At 63.9% G+C, this 15481-nt stretch carries 15 protein-coding genes and 1 tRNA gene; 11 read left to right on the forward strand and 5 right to left on the reverse strand.

The genetic code is table 11. The annotated features are described in order from the left end of the window. Positions 1-38 precede the first annotated feature (38 nt). The gene (locus tag HHL27_RS01595) at positions 39-1076 is read right to left on the reverse strand and encodes a hypothetical protein (protein ID WP_169491613.1); all 1038 of its coding nucleotides are present in this window, start codon (positions 1074-1076) and stop codon (positions 39-41) included. Positions 1077-1315: 239 nt separating this feature from the next. On the opposite strand from HHL27_RS01595, the gene lon reads away from it, so the two are divergent. Next, a complete protein-coding gene (lon, locus tag HHL27_RS01600) occupies positions 1316-3721 on the forward strand; it encodes an endopeptidase La (protein ID WP_169491614.1) in 2406 nt (801 codons plus the stop codon). Between the two features lie 127 nt (positions 3722-3848). After that, complete coding sequence (locus HHL27_RS01605; protein ID WP_338114814.1) at positions 3849-4220, forward strand: HU family DNA-binding protein; 372 nt, start codon at positions 3849-3851, stop codon at positions 4218-4220. Between the two features lie 141 nt (positions 4221-4361). On the opposite strand, the gene HHL27_RS01610 is transcribed toward HHL27_RS01605, so the two are convergent. After that, entirely contained in the window at positions 4362-5252 is an 891-nt protein-coding gene (locus HHL27_RS01610; protein WP_169491616.1) for a hypothetical protein, read from the reverse strand. A gap of 75 nt (positions 5253-5327) precedes the next feature. Beyond that, positions 5328-6170 carry a 23S rRNA (guanosine(2251)-2'-O)-methyltransferase RlmB gene (gene rlmB / locus HHL27_RS01615; protein ID WP_169491617.1) on the reverse strand — a complete coding sequence of 281 codons (843 nt, stop codon included), beginning with the start codon at positions 6168-6170 and terminating at the stop codon, positions 5328-5330. Positions 6171-6358: 188 nt separating this feature from the next. On the opposite strand from rlmB, the gene HHL27_RS01620 reads away from it, so the two are divergent. The 5 genes from HHL27_RS01620 to HHL27_RS01640 all read left to right on the forward strand — a co-directional run bounded on the left by HHL27_RS01620 (position 6359) and on the right by HHL27_RS01640 (position 10469). Next, positions 6359-6444, forward strand: a tRNA-Tyr gene (locus tag HHL27_RS01620). Positions 6445-6525: 81 nt separating this feature from the next. After that, on the forward strand, positions 6526-8187 hold the full coding sequence (locus HHL27_RS01625; RefSeq protein WP_169491618.1) for a site-specific integrase: 1662 nt from the start codon (positions 6526-6528) through the stop codon (positions 8185-8187). Positions 8188-8437: 250 nt separating this feature from the next. Next, complete coding sequence (locus HHL27_RS01630; protein WP_169491619.1) at positions 8438-8833, forward strand: BRO-N domain-containing protein; 396 nt, start codon at positions 8438-8440, stop codon at positions 8831-8833. Positions 8834-8968: 135 nt separating this feature from the next. Beyond that, positions 8969-9382, forward strand: a complete 414-nt coding sequence (locus tag HHL27_RS22850; RefSeq protein ID WP_420874027.1) for a BRO-N domain-containing protein — start codon at positions 8969-8971, stop codon at positions 9380-9382. Positions 9383-9677: 295 nt separating this feature from the next. Beyond that, entirely contained in the window at positions 9678-10469 is a 792-nt protein-coding gene (locus HHL27_RS01640; RefSeq protein WP_169491621.1) for a hypothetical protein, read from the forward strand. 1265 nt (positions 10470-11734) lie between these two features. On the opposite strand, the gene HHL27_RS01645 is transcribed toward HHL27_RS01640, so the two are convergent. Continuing rightward, the gene (locus HHL27_RS01645) at positions 11735-11875 is read right to left on the reverse strand and encodes a hypothetical protein (RefSeq protein ID WP_169491622.1); all 141 of its coding nucleotides are present in this window, start codon (positions 11873-11875) and stop codon (positions 11735-11737) included. A 194-nt stretch (positions 11876-12069) separates the two neighbouring features. On the opposite strand from HHL27_RS01645, the gene HHL27_RS01650 reads away from it, so the two are divergent. The 4 genes from HHL27_RS01650 to HHL27_RS01665 all read left to right on the forward strand — a co-directional run bounded on the left by HHL27_RS01650 (position 12070) and on the right by HHL27_RS01665 (position 15108). Continuing rightward, the gene (locus HHL27_RS01650) at positions 12070-12747 is read left to right on the forward strand and encodes a recombinase family protein (protein WP_169491623.1); all 678 of its coding nucleotides are present in this window, start codon (positions 12070-12072) and stop codon (positions 12745-12747) included. A 247-nt stretch (positions 12748-12994) separates the two neighbouring features. Then, positions 12995-13177 carry a recombinase-like helix-turn-helix domain-containing protein gene (locus HHL27_RS22665; RefSeq protein WP_338114798.1) on the forward strand — a complete coding sequence of 61 codons (183 nt, stop codon included), beginning with the start codon at positions 12995-12997 and terminating at the stop codon, positions 13175-13177. Positions 13178-13258: 81 nt separating this feature from the next. Then, complete coding sequence (locus HHL27_RS01660) at positions 13259-14020, forward strand: FRG domain-containing protein (protein WP_169491624.1); 762 nt, start codon at positions 13259-13261, stop codon at positions 14018-14020. Positions 14021-14271: 251 nt separating this feature from the next. Beyond that, a complete protein-coding gene (locus HHL27_RS01665; protein ID WP_169491625.1) occupies positions 14272-15108 on the forward strand; it encodes an alpha/beta fold hydrolase in 837 nt (278 codons plus the stop codon). A 10-nt stretch (positions 15109-15118) separates the two neighbouring features. On the opposite strand, the gene HHL27_RS01670 is transcribed toward HHL27_RS01665, so the two are convergent. Beyond that, positions 15119-15331, reverse strand: a complete 213-nt coding sequence (locus HHL27_RS01670) for a hypothetical protein (RefSeq protein ID WP_169491626.1) — start codon at positions 15329-15331, stop codon at positions 15119-15121. Between the last annotated feature and the right edge of the window lie 150 nt (positions 15332-15481).

Raw genomic sequence — 15481 nt, forward strand, 5'->3', positions numbered from 1 at the left:
AGGGGTGCAAACCGGGAAATATTATTTTTTGTAACCCTTCAGGCCTCGAGCAACAGCGCGTGATCGCGCAGCATTTCCCACGCCCGCTGGTCGGCAAGCGTCAGCAGGTCGTCGTGTTCGAGGCCGCAGATCTTCTTGAGCTGTCGCGCAAGCAGCGCGCGGTTCGACGGGGGAATGCCGTGGATGCTGGCCAGCACTTCGGGGTTGTGGCTGATCGTGCGGTCGAACAGCAGGTCGAGGTTCTGGGGGTGGAAGCCGAACCCCAGGAAGACGATGCGCTTGGCTTCGGCCACGCTGCGACGCAGGCGGGAGACATAGTCGTGATCGGCGACGCGTTCCGCATGGGTGCGGATCTGCCCGGCGATCGCCTGGATGTTCCACGCCTGGTCGCTGCCTGCCCATTCGGCGTGCGCATCCTGCCCGCTCTGCCAGGGCAGCCGCCCCACCACGCCATAGGGGTGATGAACGACAAGGTTGCGGGCGACGATCTCCTGCGCTTCGCGCAAGGTCAGACCATAGGCCATCGACAGCGCGAAGGGCAGGAAGTGTTCGAGCGAGCGGTCGTAGGTGAACGAGACGAAGGTCACGTTCTGGAATGCCTTGTCGAGCTGCGAGCGGGGCAGCCCCGACGTGAACAGCTGGCCGAGCCAGTAGAGCCACGTCTCCTCGGGCTTGCCGAGCAGCGGCAGGTCCCCCGGCAGGCGCGGCGCATCGCGCAGCGTGGCGCGCGTTTCGGCCTGGCCGACCAGAAAGGCGATGGCGAGCTTGCCGGCGGCGACGACTTGCGGATCGTGGTCGTACTGGTCGATCACCGCGTCGATCGAGCGCCCGACGCGCGCTGCCGAGCGCAGGCGCTGCGCGGCATGCAGCATGGCGTTGATGTCATGGCCGGTGCGTTCGCCCAGCTTTGCCAGTTGGCGGGCGAGCATGACGGTTTCGCGCGATTGCGCATCGGTGCCGAGCCGCGAGAAGTCGTAGGCCTGGATCAGCCGGGCGATCAGCTCTGCCCCGGAAGGCATCTGCAGTTCGCAACTGGCCCCTGCGCCCACGACGATGACTGTGCGTGTCCGGATCATCGCAAGCTTCAGGCCAGTCCTCTTGCGCCCTCCAATGCAGGGGGCCCTGCAGCGAATGCGCAATTATACCTAATATCGGGTTTACAGCGGTTCGGTAGCGCTGCGCCCAGAAGGAGTAGGGGCCCATCCACAACCCTTGTGGCAAATCCCATTGCAGGGTGCGATGCGGCCTCCCATATCTGGGACAAGCGCCGCTGCGGCATTCATGTGGCCCGCGCGGCCGGACGGAAGAAAAAAAGATGAATCTGTATCCCCTGCTCCCCTTGCGCGACATCGTGGTGTTTCCCGGGATGGTCGTGCCGCTGTTCGTCGGCCGCGAAAAGTCGGTCGCCGCGCTTGAGGCGGCGATGGCCGGCGACAAGGACATCTTCCTGCTCGCCCAGCTCGATCCCGGCTGCGACGATCCCGATCGCGACGATCTTTACGACACCGGCGTGGTCGCTTCGGTGCTGCAACTGCTGAAGCTGCCCGATGGCACCGTGCGCGTGCTGGTCGAAGGCCACCGCCGCGCGGGCATCCAGGCGCTGCGCGAGGAAAGCGGCGCCAACGGCCCGATGCTGATCGCGCAGGTCGAACCGATCGAGGCCGACGAAGTCGATGGCCCCGAAGTCGAAGGCATGATGCGCCAGGTGGTCGAGCAGTTCGGCGAATATGCCAAGCTGTCGAAGAAGCTGCCGCAGGATGCCGGATCGCAGCTGGGCGATATCGAGGAAGCGGGCAAGCTGGCCGATGCGGTGGCCGCCAACCTCGCGGCAAAGGTGGCCGACAAGCAGGCCGTGCTGTCGGAGAGCGATCCGCTCAAGCGGCTCGAGATGGTGCTCTCGTTCATGGAGGGCGAGCTTGGCGTGCTGCAGGTCGAGCGCAAGATCCGCGGCCGCGTGAAGCGCCAGATGGAAAAGACCCAGCGCGAGTACTACCTCAACGAGCAGCTGAAGGCGATCCAGAGCGAGCTTGGCGGCGGCGATGGCGAGGAAGCCAACGAACTGCAGGAACTTCAGGAGAAAATCGACAGCCTGAAGCTGTCGAAGGAAGCGCGCGCCAAGGCACAGGCTGAGCTGAAGAAGCTCAAGACCATGCAGCCGATGAGCGCCGAGGCGACCGTCATCCGCAATTATCTCGACGTGCTGCTGGGCCTGCCGTGGGGCAAGCGCAGCAAGCTGAAAAAGGACATCCCGGGCGCGCAGGCGATCCTCGATGCCGATCACTACGCGCTCGACAAGGTCAAGGACCGCATCGTCGAATACCTTGCCGTGCAGGCGCGCACCAACAAGCTGAAGGGGCCGATCCTGTGCCTCGTCGGCCCGCCGGGCGTGGGCAAGACCAGCCTTGGCAAGTCGATCGCCAAGGCGACGGGCCGCCAGTTCGTGCGCCAGTCGCTGGGCGGCGTGCGTGACGAGGCAGAGATCCGCGGCCACCGCCGCACCTACATCGGCTCGCTGCCGGGCAAGGTCGTGACCAACCTGCGCAAGGCCGGGACGAGCAATCCGCTGTTCCTGCTCGACGAGATCGACAAGCTCGGCCAGGACTTCCGCGGCGATCCCGCATCGGCGCTGCTAGAGGTGCTCGATCCCGAACAGAACGCCAAGTTCCAGGATCACTACCTGGAAGTCGACGTCGACCTGTCGGACGTGATGTTCGTGTGCACCGCGAACAGCCTCAACCTGCCGCAACCGCTGCTCGACCGCATGGAGATCATCCGGCTCGAAGGCTATACCGAGGACGAGAAGGTCGAGATCGCCGAGCGGCACCTGGTTGCGAAGCAAGTTGAGGCGCACGGGCTGAAGCAGGGTGAGTTCGAGCTGACCCAGGCCGCCTTGCGCGACCTGATCCGCTACTACACCCGCGAAGCGGGCGTGCGCACGCTCGAGCGCGAGATTGCGCGTCTTGCGCGCAAGGCCCTGCGGCAAATCCTTGAAAAGAAGGCCGATGCCGTCGTCGTTACACCTGAAAACCTTGCCGACTACGCAGGCGTGCGCAAGTTCCGCCATGGCGTGTCCGACGAGGAGAACCAGGTCGGCGCGGTCACCGGCCTTGCCTGGACCGAAGTCGGCGGTGAACTGCTGACGATCGAAAGCGTGACGGTGCCGGGCAAGGGCGCGGTGCGCACCACCGGCAAGCTGGGCGAAGTGATGAGCGAGAGCGTCCAGATGGCGTTCAGCTTCGTCAAGGCGCGCAGCCCCGCCTATGGCATCAAGCCGTCGATCTTCCAGCGCAAGGACCTGCACATCCACCTGCCCGAAGGCGCGGTGCCGAAGGACGGGCCGAGCGCCGGGATCGGCATGGTCACGGCGATGGTTTCGACACTGACCGGCATTCCGGTTCGTGCCGACGTCGCCATGACCGGCGAGGTTACCCTGCGTGGCCGCGTCCTGGCGATCGGCGGGCTCAAGGAAAAGCTGCTGGCCGCCTTGCGCGGCGGCATCAAGACGGTGCTGATCCCCGAGGAGAACCGCAAGGATCTGGCCGACATCCCGGCCAACATACTCGCCGGGCTCGAGATCGTGCCTGTCGCGCATGTCGATGAAGTGCTGGCGAGGGCATTGCTGACGCGGCCCGAGCCGATCGAATGGACCGAGGCCGATGACCTCGCCAGCCAGCCGGCACCGGCCATCGCCGGACAGGCGCCAGCACCCACGGCGCACTGATACACCTGCCCTCGCTTGATTCTTAAAAGCATGACGGACCCGGCGGCAGCGCAACGAAATTGCGCCGCCGCCGGGTCTCGTCGTATTTCGACGGGATTCCGGGGATAAACGGCGGATTTTCGTCTCAATATCCTTTGACAGCGGATTCTTTCTCGTCTCTCTTCCCGCGCACCCGAAAGGCGATTCCAAACCGCAGTTTTCCCAAGAAAAGGTAGGGGGTTCCGCAATGAACAAGAACGATCTGATCAGCGCAGTTGCCGACGCGAGCGGCCTTTCGAAGGCGGATGCCACGAAGGCGGTCGAAGCCGTGTTCGATTCCGTTTCGGCCGCGCTCGCCAAGGGCGACGAAGTGCGCCTGGTCGGTTTCGGCACCTTCTCGGTCGCCAAGCGCAAGGCCTCGACGGGCCGCAACCCGCGCACCGGCGAGCCGATGTCGATCAAGGCTTCGGCTCAGCCGAAGTTCAAGGCCGGCAAGGGCCTCAAGGACGCCGTCAACTAAGACGGACGCTTTCCCGGGGGACCGGTTTCGGGTCACCACCCCAGGGAAGCAGTCGCAATTGCAAAAGGGCCGCACCGGATCGACCGGGGCGGCCCTTTCCTTTTGGCAGTCCACGCCGGGCAAGCGGCGTTACGCCGCCGGTCAGTTCGCCAGCCGGACCAGCGCGGTGGGAGCGGCGCCGGTTCGGCCGTCGACCTTCCAGGTAAGCCGCTGTCCACCCGCAGGATCGCTCTGCGGCCCTTCATCGGTGTTGTTGGCGAGGACTTGCCCATCCGTGCGCAGGGTGAACTGCCCGTCCAGCATCACCGGCGTGTCCTTCGCAGCCGTGGCGGCAGCCAGTCCCTGCAACTGCGGATTGCTGGCGCTGGGGGTGAAGGCCGGGGCATCGATCCGCACGCTGCCATCCTTGCGACGCACCACCGTGACGAAGGGCACGACCATCGGCAGGCGCTCGATCAACGGGAAGCTGAAGTCGTGGTCGAGCCGTCCGGAGACTTCGTAGACGACGTCGAAGCGACCGTTGCTCTTCGACACGACCGAGGTCCAGCCCTGCTGGCGGGCAAGGCGCGCGGCGAATTCCTGCGCTGCGCGCGGATCGTTCGGGTCGAGCCCGCCCATCATCGCGGCCATCATCTGGCGCGTGCGGGCATCCTCCGCCTGCTTTCCGGGCTTCGCCTTGCTGCGGGAGGCCGACCAGCGCGCCTTCTGCTGGGCAAGTTCGCTTGCGCTGCAGGCGCGGGTATCGCCGGCGGGCGTGGTGCAGGTTTCCTCGACGAAGCGCTCCTCGGTATCCTCGCGCGACAAGCCTGCTGCGCCGCCCGCCCCGGTCGATTGGGGAAGCGCCAGCGGCATCAGCACGATCTCGCCTGCGTAACGGAAGCTGAAGGTGCCGTCTCGATGGATGGCGAGATCGCTGGTGAAGCGGCCGGGGACGAGCATGCAGGCCGCGAGCAGGACCAGCAGCGCAACACCCGCAGTAGCGTTGCGGACGAAGATCGGAGGCTGGGTCACCCGTTCCAAAAGGCGTTTCATGGGCGCTCCATTCCTCTTTGCATCAAGGGCACCAGCCCATCAGCATGGCGCAAGGCCCCTCCAAGTGCGAGCAGCTTAGTCCTCGTCCATCGCCGCACGCGTGGCGACCGCGTAAAGCGCGATTGCGGCGGCATTCGAAACGTTTAGGCTCTCGATCGCCGAGCTGATCGGCAGGCGGGCGATCGAATCGCAGTGCTGGGCCACGTTGTGGCGCAGGCCTTCGCCCTCCGCGCCGAGCACCAGCGCGACCGGGCCGGCGGGCAGGGCCTGCGGGAAAGTCGCCTTGCCGTCGCCGTCGAGCCCGATCCGCCAGTAGCCGGCTTCCGAAATCGATTCGAGCGCGCGCGACAGGTTGACCACGCGCACCCAGGGCACCGTTTCGAGCGCGCCCGAGGCCGCCTTGGCCAGCGTGCCGGATTCGGGCGGGGCGTGGCGGTCCTGCGTGATCAGCGCGGCGACGTCGAACGCGGCGCAGCTGCGCAGGATCGCGCCGACGTTGTGCGGATCGGTCACCTGGTCGAGAATCACCAGCGTGCGGCCCTCCGCCTCGTCCAGCACGTCGTCGAGCGCGACGTCGTCGAGCGGCAAGCAATCGAGCACCAGCCCCTGGTGCGGTGCATCGCGCGCGACAAGGCGGGCAAGATCGGCAGCCTGAGCATATTCCACCGGCAGCGAGGTGGGCAGCTCGGCATCGTGATCGTCGAGCATCGCCTGGATCGCCTCGCGCGTGCCCCACAGCTTCTTGGCGGTGCGATTCGGGTTGGTCAGCGCCGCTTCGATGGCGTGGCGGCCCCACAGGCGCACGGCGCCGGCACTGCCACGGCCAGAGCCTCTGCCGCCCTGCATGCGGCCCGCACGCCCGCGCAAGGCGCGGCTGGGCCGGGCGGCTGTATCACGGTCGCGATTGTGCGGGGGCATTGCGATTACCTTCTGACTTGGGCTGATGATGAAAAAATATCGCGCGGCCCATGCCAGCCGACCCATTGACAGGCAAGCGATGCTTCGCCAAAGGGGCGCCTCTCTCGGCCGGACGGCGTCTTTCGAGGCGCCAGAAACAGCAGGCCAACCTCTTTTTGAGGAGACGCCTCGCACCGGCAATCTGGTGTGGACAGGTGGCCGAGTGGTTAAAGGCAGCAGACTGTAAATCTGCCCGCGCAAGCGTACGCTAGTTCGAATCTAGCCCTGTCCACCACCAGCCTTCTAAGCCGGGAAAACCCTAGAAAACCGACACTTCCGACCTTCCGCTGCTACACAAAGCCGCTACACGGAAGGGATGGAGAACGTGTTTAAGCTGTCTCGCAGGAAGGCATCCGCCAAGTGGCAAGTGCGGAAGCGTTGGCCGAGCGATGTCGCGGTGATTCTCAAGGGCGAGTTCAACGCTTCGACCGGCGAGGAGGATAGAAAGGTGGCGCAACAGCGCCTGCCACTGATCGCCGCTGAGTACGAAAGGCGCGTTGCAGAGGCGAGGGAGCGTGTCGCTCTGGTGCCTCGAGGGGAACTGACGGAAGCAGAAGCCCACCGAATGGCTGCGGACTTTTACCGGCAGAGCCTGCCTGCGTTTGTCGTGCGCCGACCGATTGACCTCCTGCAACAGCGTGACCTGCTAAAGGACACGCAGGAGCGCCTGCAGACGATGAAGGCCATGCTGGGGCGAAACGACTTCGGTCCAGTGCTGGCAGCCGCAAAGACCCTGACGCGCCAAGCGGGGCTGACACTGGAAGATGATTCCCCATCGTCCCTGAACCTTCACCGCATGCTGATGCGAGCCTTTGTCGAGTTACACGAGGCTGCTGTCGCTGCGCTGTCTGGCGATTTGGACTATTCGCCCCGTGACAGTCTACTTCGGGACGCGCCTGTGCCCGATACGGCACCGCCAGGGCGAACCATGGCCGACCTCATGACCGCCTACGAGGCCGACAAGTCGCCCCGGTGGAGCGGTTCCTCCAAGAAGGCCGTGATCCCGGTGTTCCGTCTGCTGCGCGAGCTTTTCGCGGAGCGGGGAGTGGGCACCATCACGCGAGAGGATGCGCGCGGCGTTGTCGCTCTACTCGAGACTGTTCCCACCAATCTTGGCAAGCGGAAGGAGCTTGTCGGTCTGACCGTGCGGCTAGCTGCCGAGAAGGCGACGAAGCTGGGACTGCCTACGCTATCCCCGAAGACCATCAACGACGGATACCTTCTGCACATCGCCTCCATGTTCAACTGGGCGCGCAAGGAGCAGTGGGTCACCTCGAACCCCTTCGAAGGCCTGTCGGTCCACGATCCGGTCGCTGACGAGGACCGGCGCGACCCCTTCAAGGTGGATCAACTCCGCACCTTGTTCCGTTCGGGCGCTTGGGCGGGGCCGTGGGTGCCCGGCGGGGACAAGGCGGGGGGCTTCTGGGTTCCGCTGCTCTGCCTCTTCCACGGCCTGCGAAACGGCGAAGCGGCGGGGCTGCGGGTTGCGGATATCGAGGAAGAGGACGGCGTGCCCGTCATCCAAGTCAGGCCATTCGGCGACAACCGGCTCAAAACCAAGGAATCGCGGGGGACGCTTCCGATCCATCCTGAACTCTTGCGGATGGGCTTTCTCGCCTTTGTCGCCGAGCGTCGGGCCTCCGGTGAGGCCCAGCTATTCCCTGAAGGCACCGCAAACAGCCGAGGGCAGTTCGGGGCGAAGCTCGGTGAACGGTTCAGCAAGCACGTGAAGAGCCTCGGATTGGAAGGCCGGAAGCTGGGTATGCACTCGTTCCGCCATAACTTTGAGGACCGGCTGCGAGCGGCGGAGTTGCCGGAAAGGACGGCGCTGGCGTTGGCGCGTCGAACTGAGGCGGGATCAAGCCGCATCTACGGCGATGGTCTGTCTTCGCGTCAGAAGGCGGATGCGATTGCCCGGCTCAACTATCCGGGGCTGGACCTTTCGCACCTGTACGCTCGCGAGGGGATGCCGGTTTAGGCGGCGAGAAGCGGCTAAAACGACCGCTACGGCGCGAAAGCAGCTCGGGAGGGCCCCCAGATGGCCTGCGAGGTCCGCCCTGCGCTGTATGGGCTGCTATGGCCGGAATTACGGCCATGGCAATTGTCCCTCATCCTCGGGGGGGGGATGGATTGAAGGATATACCTAGGGGGAACTGCAGGATCACCGGCGGTGCCTCAAGGGATCACCGAAGAATGCGCAAGGCAGCGAGCTGAGGGGGCTGAGGGTCATGAACACCAACGTCATCCCCATGTTCGCTTTCAACGACCAGCAGCTTCGCGGCATCAAGATCGACGGTGAACCTTGGTTCGTCGGGGTAGATGCGTGCCGCTGCGTCGGGCTCGACATCTCGGCGGGCGCCGGTCAGCACACCTCGCGCCTCGATGCGGACGAGAAGAGGACGATCCGCCGCAAGGGGGTCATGGGAGAAAGCCATGAGCCTTCGGTCATCGCCCTTTTCGGTAAGTTCGATAGCCAGCTAGTCCTCGTCAGCCGCCCCGGCCTGTTCAAGCTGATCCAGCGCAGCAACAAGCCCGAGGCCAAGGCCTTCGACCGCTACGTGCGCCACGAAGTCCTGCCGCAGATCATGGATAGCGGGGTGGCCCCGCGAACTTCATGGGGCTAAAGTAGGCGGGGACATACGCTACGCCCTCCGCAGAGTAGACTTACCCCGTCTCAGACAAGGGGTTTCCCTCCATTTGATGGAGGCTTCACACGGCAACAGCGCCCCTTCGACTTCAACGGACACCAGCTGCGCACCATCGACCTCGACGGGGTGCCTCTCTTCCATGCCAAGGACGTGTGTGTGTGCATCGGGCTAACGACAGCCGGTGGCAAGTCACAGCACCTCACCGCACTGGACGCCGACGAACGGTCGCGGGTCTCTAAGCGGACCCTCGCTAACTCTCAGGGTCACGGCGCGGCGCAGGCATTTGTGGGCAGCACTGGGTCGGCGAACGCCGTCACCGAGAGCGGCCTTTACAAGTTGATCCTCCGCGCCAATCCGTCCCGCCCCGAAGTCGCCAAGTTCCAGAACTGGGTCACCCGCGACGTCCTGCCGTCCATCCGGATGACCGGCGGTTACCAGCTGCACGAAGAGGCCCACCCGACGTCGCATGCCGACGCTATGCAGCCATTTCGCCATAACCAGCCGATTAACCCTCCCTCTCGATAAGGGAAACATTTTGCGCGCTGCTTGGCCGATTGGCCCTCACCCTCGGAGATAGAACATTAAAAGTTCGTCTGACGACCACGCTGCGAGGTGCGGTCAATTAGTCAGGCCTCTTGGAGATTGTACCTCCGCCCCCGGTCAGATCAAGGTTCCTTATTGGTTTCATTCAGGATCACCGCCGGACAACCAAGGCAATCTCCCGGATCGTTTCCCTGATCCTCCCCCCCCCCCTCCAGCCTCATTCGGCAGGAGGGTGATTGCGGCTGTCTGCCGCGCCTCCCAAACGAAAGCCACACACATGGAAATTACCGACAACACCTCTGCGCCCAACGACACGGTCCTCGTGTCTTCTGTCGAAGGTTACGGCACTTCGACTGATGCGCCATCCTACGACATCGCCCCCGAAGACCAGCACCACGTGGATGCTGTCATGCGCTTGGACCCGTTCCACGACGTTCTCGCCCCGTACGACCTTCCAGAAGGCCGCAGCTTCGGAAAGCTCAAGCTCACCGCGCTGACCCCCGACCTCCAGGGCGAAGTTCGCCAGCGTCTGCTGTCTGTCCCTGTCGATCAGCGCGAGGCGATGGAAGAGCAGTTCACTGCAGACGTCATCAAGCGCCTGCGCCCGAGCATTCGCGCTATGACCGGGCTTAGCAGCGAGGCCACGCCGTATCATCGCGAGATGATGGCGCTCACGCGGGAGTACAGCGACGCCGCCAAGGAGTTTGACCGCCTGAGCGACGAGCTTGTTGCCGTGGCCCATCATGTGACCAAGGTTGACCCTGAAACGGGCAAGGCGGTTGCGGTCCCCGTTTACAAGGTCTCTGCCGAGCGCCGCCGCGCGATTGAGGCAGAGCAGCACTCGCTCGCTATTCGCATGCGCCTTCTGCACACGGACGAAGGTCCGGGCTTGGAAGCTGCAAAGCGCCTGAAGCAGGCGATGTTCGAGACGGTGGAGGCCCGCAAGGAGATCGCCCGCCAGATCGACGAGAATGCGGAAGCAAAGCGTCGGGCTGCGCAGATCAATCGCGAAGACCGGATCAACTCGCAGGCAACCCGCCTCGCGGCGTTGAACCGGAACGCAACCTGATGCGCGGCTTCTATTCCATCAGCTCTCGGGTGCGGCGTGGCAGGCCGCCCCGGGACGATGGTCCGCAAGTCGATCCGTACTCGAGTGCGGCTGCAAACTACGCAGAGCGAACGCGGGAAACGGTCACGGAGATCGCGCCGGGGATGATCAGGATCGATATCGGCACGCCGATAGCCGAGACAGGTCGAATCGCCCCGGTCATGCCTCCGCCGTCACCGCCGGAAACCACAGACGCCCCTCAGGCCCTGTCGGCTGGTCAGCCCGCGCCCCGCAAGGAGCGGAGCTGGAAAGACGACTACGGGGTCTCTCGCAATCCGTGAGCCCGTGACGGCGGCGGGGCATCCTTAGGAACACGATACGCCCCTCCGCCAGCCGCGACCCTTCGATGGGTCGTCTGCACTCTGGGATGACCTTCAGGCCCTCGTGGCCCTTTCGTCCCTGAACAAATCCAAGCCCAACAACCGAACCCGCACGCAAGCGCCCCTGTCGGAAACCCGGCAGGGGCCTTTGGCGTGCCAGTAGGAGACCACCTCCCATGTCACACTCATTCCGCTCCGCCATCAACGCCAAGTGCAAGGAGTGCACGTACGACCCGCTCAGCCGTGGAACATGGCGCGAGCAAGTCGCAGACTGCGTCAATGGCGGCTGCCCGCTCCATGCGCTCCGCCCGGTGCCTCGAGAGGCCACCATCAGCGGCAAGCCGTGCCCTGCAAAGGTCGCGGTCATCAGGGCGAAGCTCGCCCAATCCTTGGCGGCTTAAAGGCCCCGTTTCGAGACGCAGGAGGCCCGTCGGCCTGTGCTGGGTACTCCCGGTGCACCGAGGGAGCCTTCGCGTCTCCTGCCCCCGAAAACGCTGCGAAAAGCAGCAACGAACAAACCCCCTGAGCGCGGTCTGTTCAAAGAAAGCACCTCCCAATGACCACACCCATTTCAGCCTGCCGGTTCCCGGCGGCGACCTTCGCGGCCCGCTTGGGCAATGCGACACGCGACATCTTCGCTCGCTTTGCGCTCCGGGAACCTGCGGATGCCCTGAGGGCGTTCCTGATGACGCAGGACGACGCCTCAGAGTTGCGCCCCGCACCCGGCTGGTTTTTCCGCGCGGGCCGATAGTTTTCCTGCAAAAATCCGAAGCGGCATAACGCATCGGAGAAGAGCGCCATTCCCCCCTTGGGGGTGCCCAGTTGGCCGTGGGAGGCCCGCCGCCGGTGCAGTTACGCTGGTCCCTAGAGGGCTGGCGGTGTCACCGGCGGCACTCCGGCCTGCAATCAGTCGGAGAGGGTGCGGCTATCGCGGCCCTTGCTGCTGGCTTCCCGAGCCGCGCGATCCAGCCTGAGCTTCTCCAGAAAGTCGTTCTGTCGCTTGACCGCAACTGCGCCTTTGCCGCTGATCACTTTGTCCGTCTCCATCTATGCCTCCCGTTCCCGCCCAGTGCGGAGCCGTCGCCTTACTGAGGTGGGGAGGGGCCGGAAGGGGACCGTTCCACATGCCAGAATGCTTTGAGTCGAAGCGGGTCGATCCTGCGGCAGGCCGTTCTCCCGCATCCTAGCTTGCCCTTACAAGATGGCGTAACGGTCGTTGCGCAAGGTTGTTGGAGCCTCTTATGTGCCGTGTTGCCGCCTATTATCGTGTCTCGACCGATTCCCAACGTCGCTCAGGACTCGGTCTGGATGCCCAGCGCCAGTCAGTGCGATCACTCTGCAACAGCAGGGGGTGGGAGATCGTTGCCGAGTTTACCGAGGTTGAGAGCGGCAAGCGGAATGACCGGCCTCAGCTCCAAGCGGCTCTTGACCACGCTCGACTGACCGGTGCGAAGCTTGTGGTAGCGAAGCTCGACCGCCTCAGCCGCAATGCCGCCTTCACGCTTCAACTACGTAACAGCGGCGTTGACTTCACCTGCGCAGATAACCCGGACGTCAACCGCCTCACAATCGGACTGCTTGCGGTAATCAATGAGGACGAGCGAGAGCGCATCTCGGAGCGGACGAAGGCAGCACTAGCAGCGGCGAAGGCCCGAGGGCAGAAGCTAGGGAACCCCAACGGAGCCGCAGCACTTCGCCGGGCGGGGAAGGGTAATGAGGCTGCGGTCAAAGGTATGATAGCGCGGGCTGACGCGTTTGCTGAGAGCCTGCGCGACACCGTCGTAGCCCTTCAGTCATCCGGCATCTCGACCCTCACAGCGATGGCCGCAGCGTTGAACGACAACCACATCAAAACGGCACGAGCCGGTGTGTGGCACACGTCTTCCGTTAGGAACTTGCTAGGACGGTTGGGCCTCTAAAGTTGCGTCCATGCTCGTAGCCATGTGTGACAGCAGAGCGAAGTCCGCCGCAGCCAACATGCCCGAGGTGGATTAGTCCACGAACCAAATCATTGGCCGCCGTGGCCCAGCACGAACGCAAGCTCCCTACAGACCGGACTAGCTGCCCCTTGAGGCTACCAAGGCACGCGGGGCGAAGCTGGGGAATCCTAACGGTGCCGCAGCGATCCGCAGGGCTGGGAAGGGGACTGCAGCGGCCCTTGAGGCCGTGCGGGCGAACGCTTCGGAGCGGGCGGCGGAGTATGCAGAGACGCTTGCCGATGTGCGGGCGGCTGGTGCGACCTCGCTTGCCGAGATTGCGAAGGAACTGAACCTGCGCGGCATCGTGACACCACGCGGAGGGCAGTGGCACCCGTCGTCGGTTCGCAATCTGATGCAGCGCTTAGGTTAGTCCGCGCGTCTTTTCCCTATGCCCTGCTTTTTTTAACCTGTTTTGGCGCGTACGCGTTGCAGGCCGCGAATGGGGTGAAATATGCCAGCAACCGTTATTGAATGGGATGGACGCGATGGTGCGGCGGGTCTGTTGAAGCTAATCCTGTCGGATGACCTTCGGAGTACCTTCTCAATCTTTCGCGGCCAAGGGAGCGCTAGTTGGCCTCTTATTCCCAGCCTTTACCGGCACAACAGTGCGCAAGACCCCTTCCCGGAATCGCACTTTGAGATCGGTGAGAAGCAGCTCATCGATGCTTTCTTTGCGCGAGCTGCAACTCAGCTGGGGCAGCTCAAGCGAAGCACGCTCAACGACCTTGTCATAGCGCAACATTTTGGGGTGCCCACCCGTCTGCTTGATTGGACATGCGATCCGCTGATTGCCATGTATTTTGCAGTCGAAGATGAACAGGAAGTGGACGCCGCGCTCTTTGTGCTTGATGCGGACATTGGGCCGTTTCTGGTATCAAGCATACCGCAGACTTACAAAGGCCCAGTTCTCCGCATCAATCCACCTGCATTAGATTCGCGTGTTTCTGCTCAAAAGAGCGTTTTCACAATTCAAGAGTTCGGAAGCGGGCCGATTTTCACTCCGCTCGACCAGCGGGATTTCGAGGCTTACCCATCTGGATTCGAGCCTAGGCTGCACAAGATCGTGATACCAAAGGCAGCCAAGGGGCAGGTGCTGCTAGACCTCATGTTTATGGGCACTGACGCCTCAACCGTTTATCCCGGTCTAGAAGGCATAGGCCGACGGCTGGCCGCGCTCACCCGAGCTGTCGGCTATGGGAACGATATTTTTTAGTCGGGTGCATCTCTCGCGTGCGGTGGACAATCCTCAAACATCCGGATTGCGACCGCCCCACCCGATTGCTACACAATGCCCCACAGGGACTGTCGGAAACTGACGGTTTTCTGAGGTTTTCTGGACGAAGCCACTAATCTAGCCCTGTCCACCACCAGCCTTTCCCGCGCTGTCGGCGCAGAGCCAGCCCCGGCTTAATCGACCGATTAATTGCCTTGCACGCCCTTGCGTGCTGCGGCACCCTTGCGTCCATGAACACGATAAGAATTTCGGTAACGGGAGGGATCGCCATCACGGCCGACGAGTTCGGCCCCAAGGGCGCGCCGACGGTCGTTCTCGGCCATGGCGGAGGGCAGACGCGCCACAGCTGGGACCGCGCGGGGCACGAACTGGCCGAGGCGGGCTACCACGTGCTCAACTACGATCTGCTCGGCCACGGCGAAAGCGACTGGGAACCCGAAGGAGATTATTCGATCCTGCGCCGGGTCGAGGACCTGCGTTGCATCATCGAGGCGGCCGGCCGGCCCTATGCCTTCGTCGGGGCATCGCTGGGCGGCTTGTCGGCGATGGCGGCTGCAAGCCATGGGCTCGAACCGGCGGCGATCGTTTTGGTCGACGTGGTCGCCAAGCTCGCACCTGCAGGCGTAGAGCGCATCGTCGGCTTCATGACCGCCAACCCCGACGGCTTTGCCAGCATCGAGGAAGCAGCGGACGCGATTTCGGCCTATTACCCCGATCGACCGCGCCCGACCAAGCTCGATGGCTTGCGCAAGAACTTGCGTGAAGGCGACGACGGGCGATTCCGGTGGCACTGGGATCCCCGCTTCATCCAGGGCGAGCGGGACCACCAGACCATCCCCGACATGCTGAGCGCGTCGGACTGGGGCAAGCGCATTCCCACGTTGCTGGTGCGCGGAATGAAATCCGACATCGTGACCGACGAGGGGGTGGAGGACTTGCGCCGCAGGGTACCGACGCTCGAGGTCGCGGACATCGGCAATGCCGGGCACATGGTGGCGGGCGACCGAAACGACCTGTTCAATGCTGCCGTGATCGGTTTCCTCGCGCGGGTCATGCCGCCGCATTGACCTGTAGCGATCAACTGGGCGCGCGGGGCGCGCCTGGTGCGGGCGGATGGTGGTGGAAGGCAAAAGGCAGGTTGCGCTCAAGTGCCGCAAGCGCCTCTGTCTCGGCATAGCCAGCATAGTCGCGCAGGAAGCGCAGGGCGACGCCGCGTGCCACCTGGATCGCGTCGCATTCCGGCACCGGCAACCGGCACACGGGGCAGATTTCAAGCGATCGATGCGGCAAGCGTCAACTCCATCAGACCGGGGCCAAGCCGCCCCGACGGCTCGCATAGCGTCAACAAGTCATTGAACAAGCGTATAAATACAGGATTTGGATGTGCTGCGGCGATCGGCGCGGACGCCGATGGCCCAGTGCGCTTGTCCCCGCTGCCGT

Source organism: Novosphingobium olei, from assembly GCF_012927405.1.
Taxonomy (GTDB): Bacteria; Pseudomonadota; Alphaproteobacteria; order Sphingomonadales; family Sphingomonadaceae; genus Novosphingobium; species Novosphingobium olei.

Bases quoted from the DNA above. Each gene is read 5' to 3' on its own strand.
- rlmB (WP_169491617.1), bottom strand. From the start codon at position 6,170: ATGCCCCCGCACAATCGCGACCGTGATACAGCCGCCCGGCCCAGCCGC.
- HHL27_RS01645 (WP_169491622.1), bottom strand. From the start codon at position 11,875: ATGGAGACGGACAAAGTGATCAGCGGCAAAGGCGCAGTTGCGGTCAAG.
- lon (WP_169491614.1), top strand. From the start codon at position 1,316: ATGAATCTGTATCCCCTGCTCCCCTTGCGCGACATCGTGGTGTTTCCC.
- HHL27_RS01640 (WP_169491621.1), top strand. From the start codon at position 9,678: ATGGAAATTACCGACAACACCTCTGCGCCCAACGACACGGTCCTCGTG.
- HHL27_RS01595 (WP_169491613.1), bottom strand. From the start codon at position 1,076: ATGATCCGGACACGCACAGTCATCGTCGTGGGCGCAGGGGCCAGTTGC.
- HHL27_RS01650 (WP_169491623.1), top strand. From the start codon at position 12,070: ATGTGCCGTGTTGCCGCCTATTATCGTGTCTCGACCGATTCCCAACGT.
- HHL27_RS01610 (WP_169491616.1), bottom strand. From the start codon at position 5,252: ATGAAACGCCTTTTGGAACGGGTGACCCAGCCTCCGATCTTCGTCCGC.
- HHL27_RS01630 (WP_169491619.1), top strand. From the start codon at position 8,438: ATGAACACCAACGTCATCCCCATGTTCGCTTTCAACGACCAGCAGCTT.
- HHL27_RS01660 (WP_169491624.1), top strand. From the start codon at position 13,259: ATGCCAGCAACCGTTATTGAATGGGATGGACGCGATGGTGCGGCGGGT.
- HHL27_RS01665 (WP_169491625.1), top strand. From the start codon at position 14,272: ATGAACACGATAAGAATTTCGGTAACGGGAGGGATCGCCATCACGGCC.
- HHL27_RS01625 (WP_169491618.1), top strand. From the start codon at position 6,526: ATGGAGAACGTGTTTAAGCTGTCTCGCAGGAAGGCATCCGCCAAGTGG.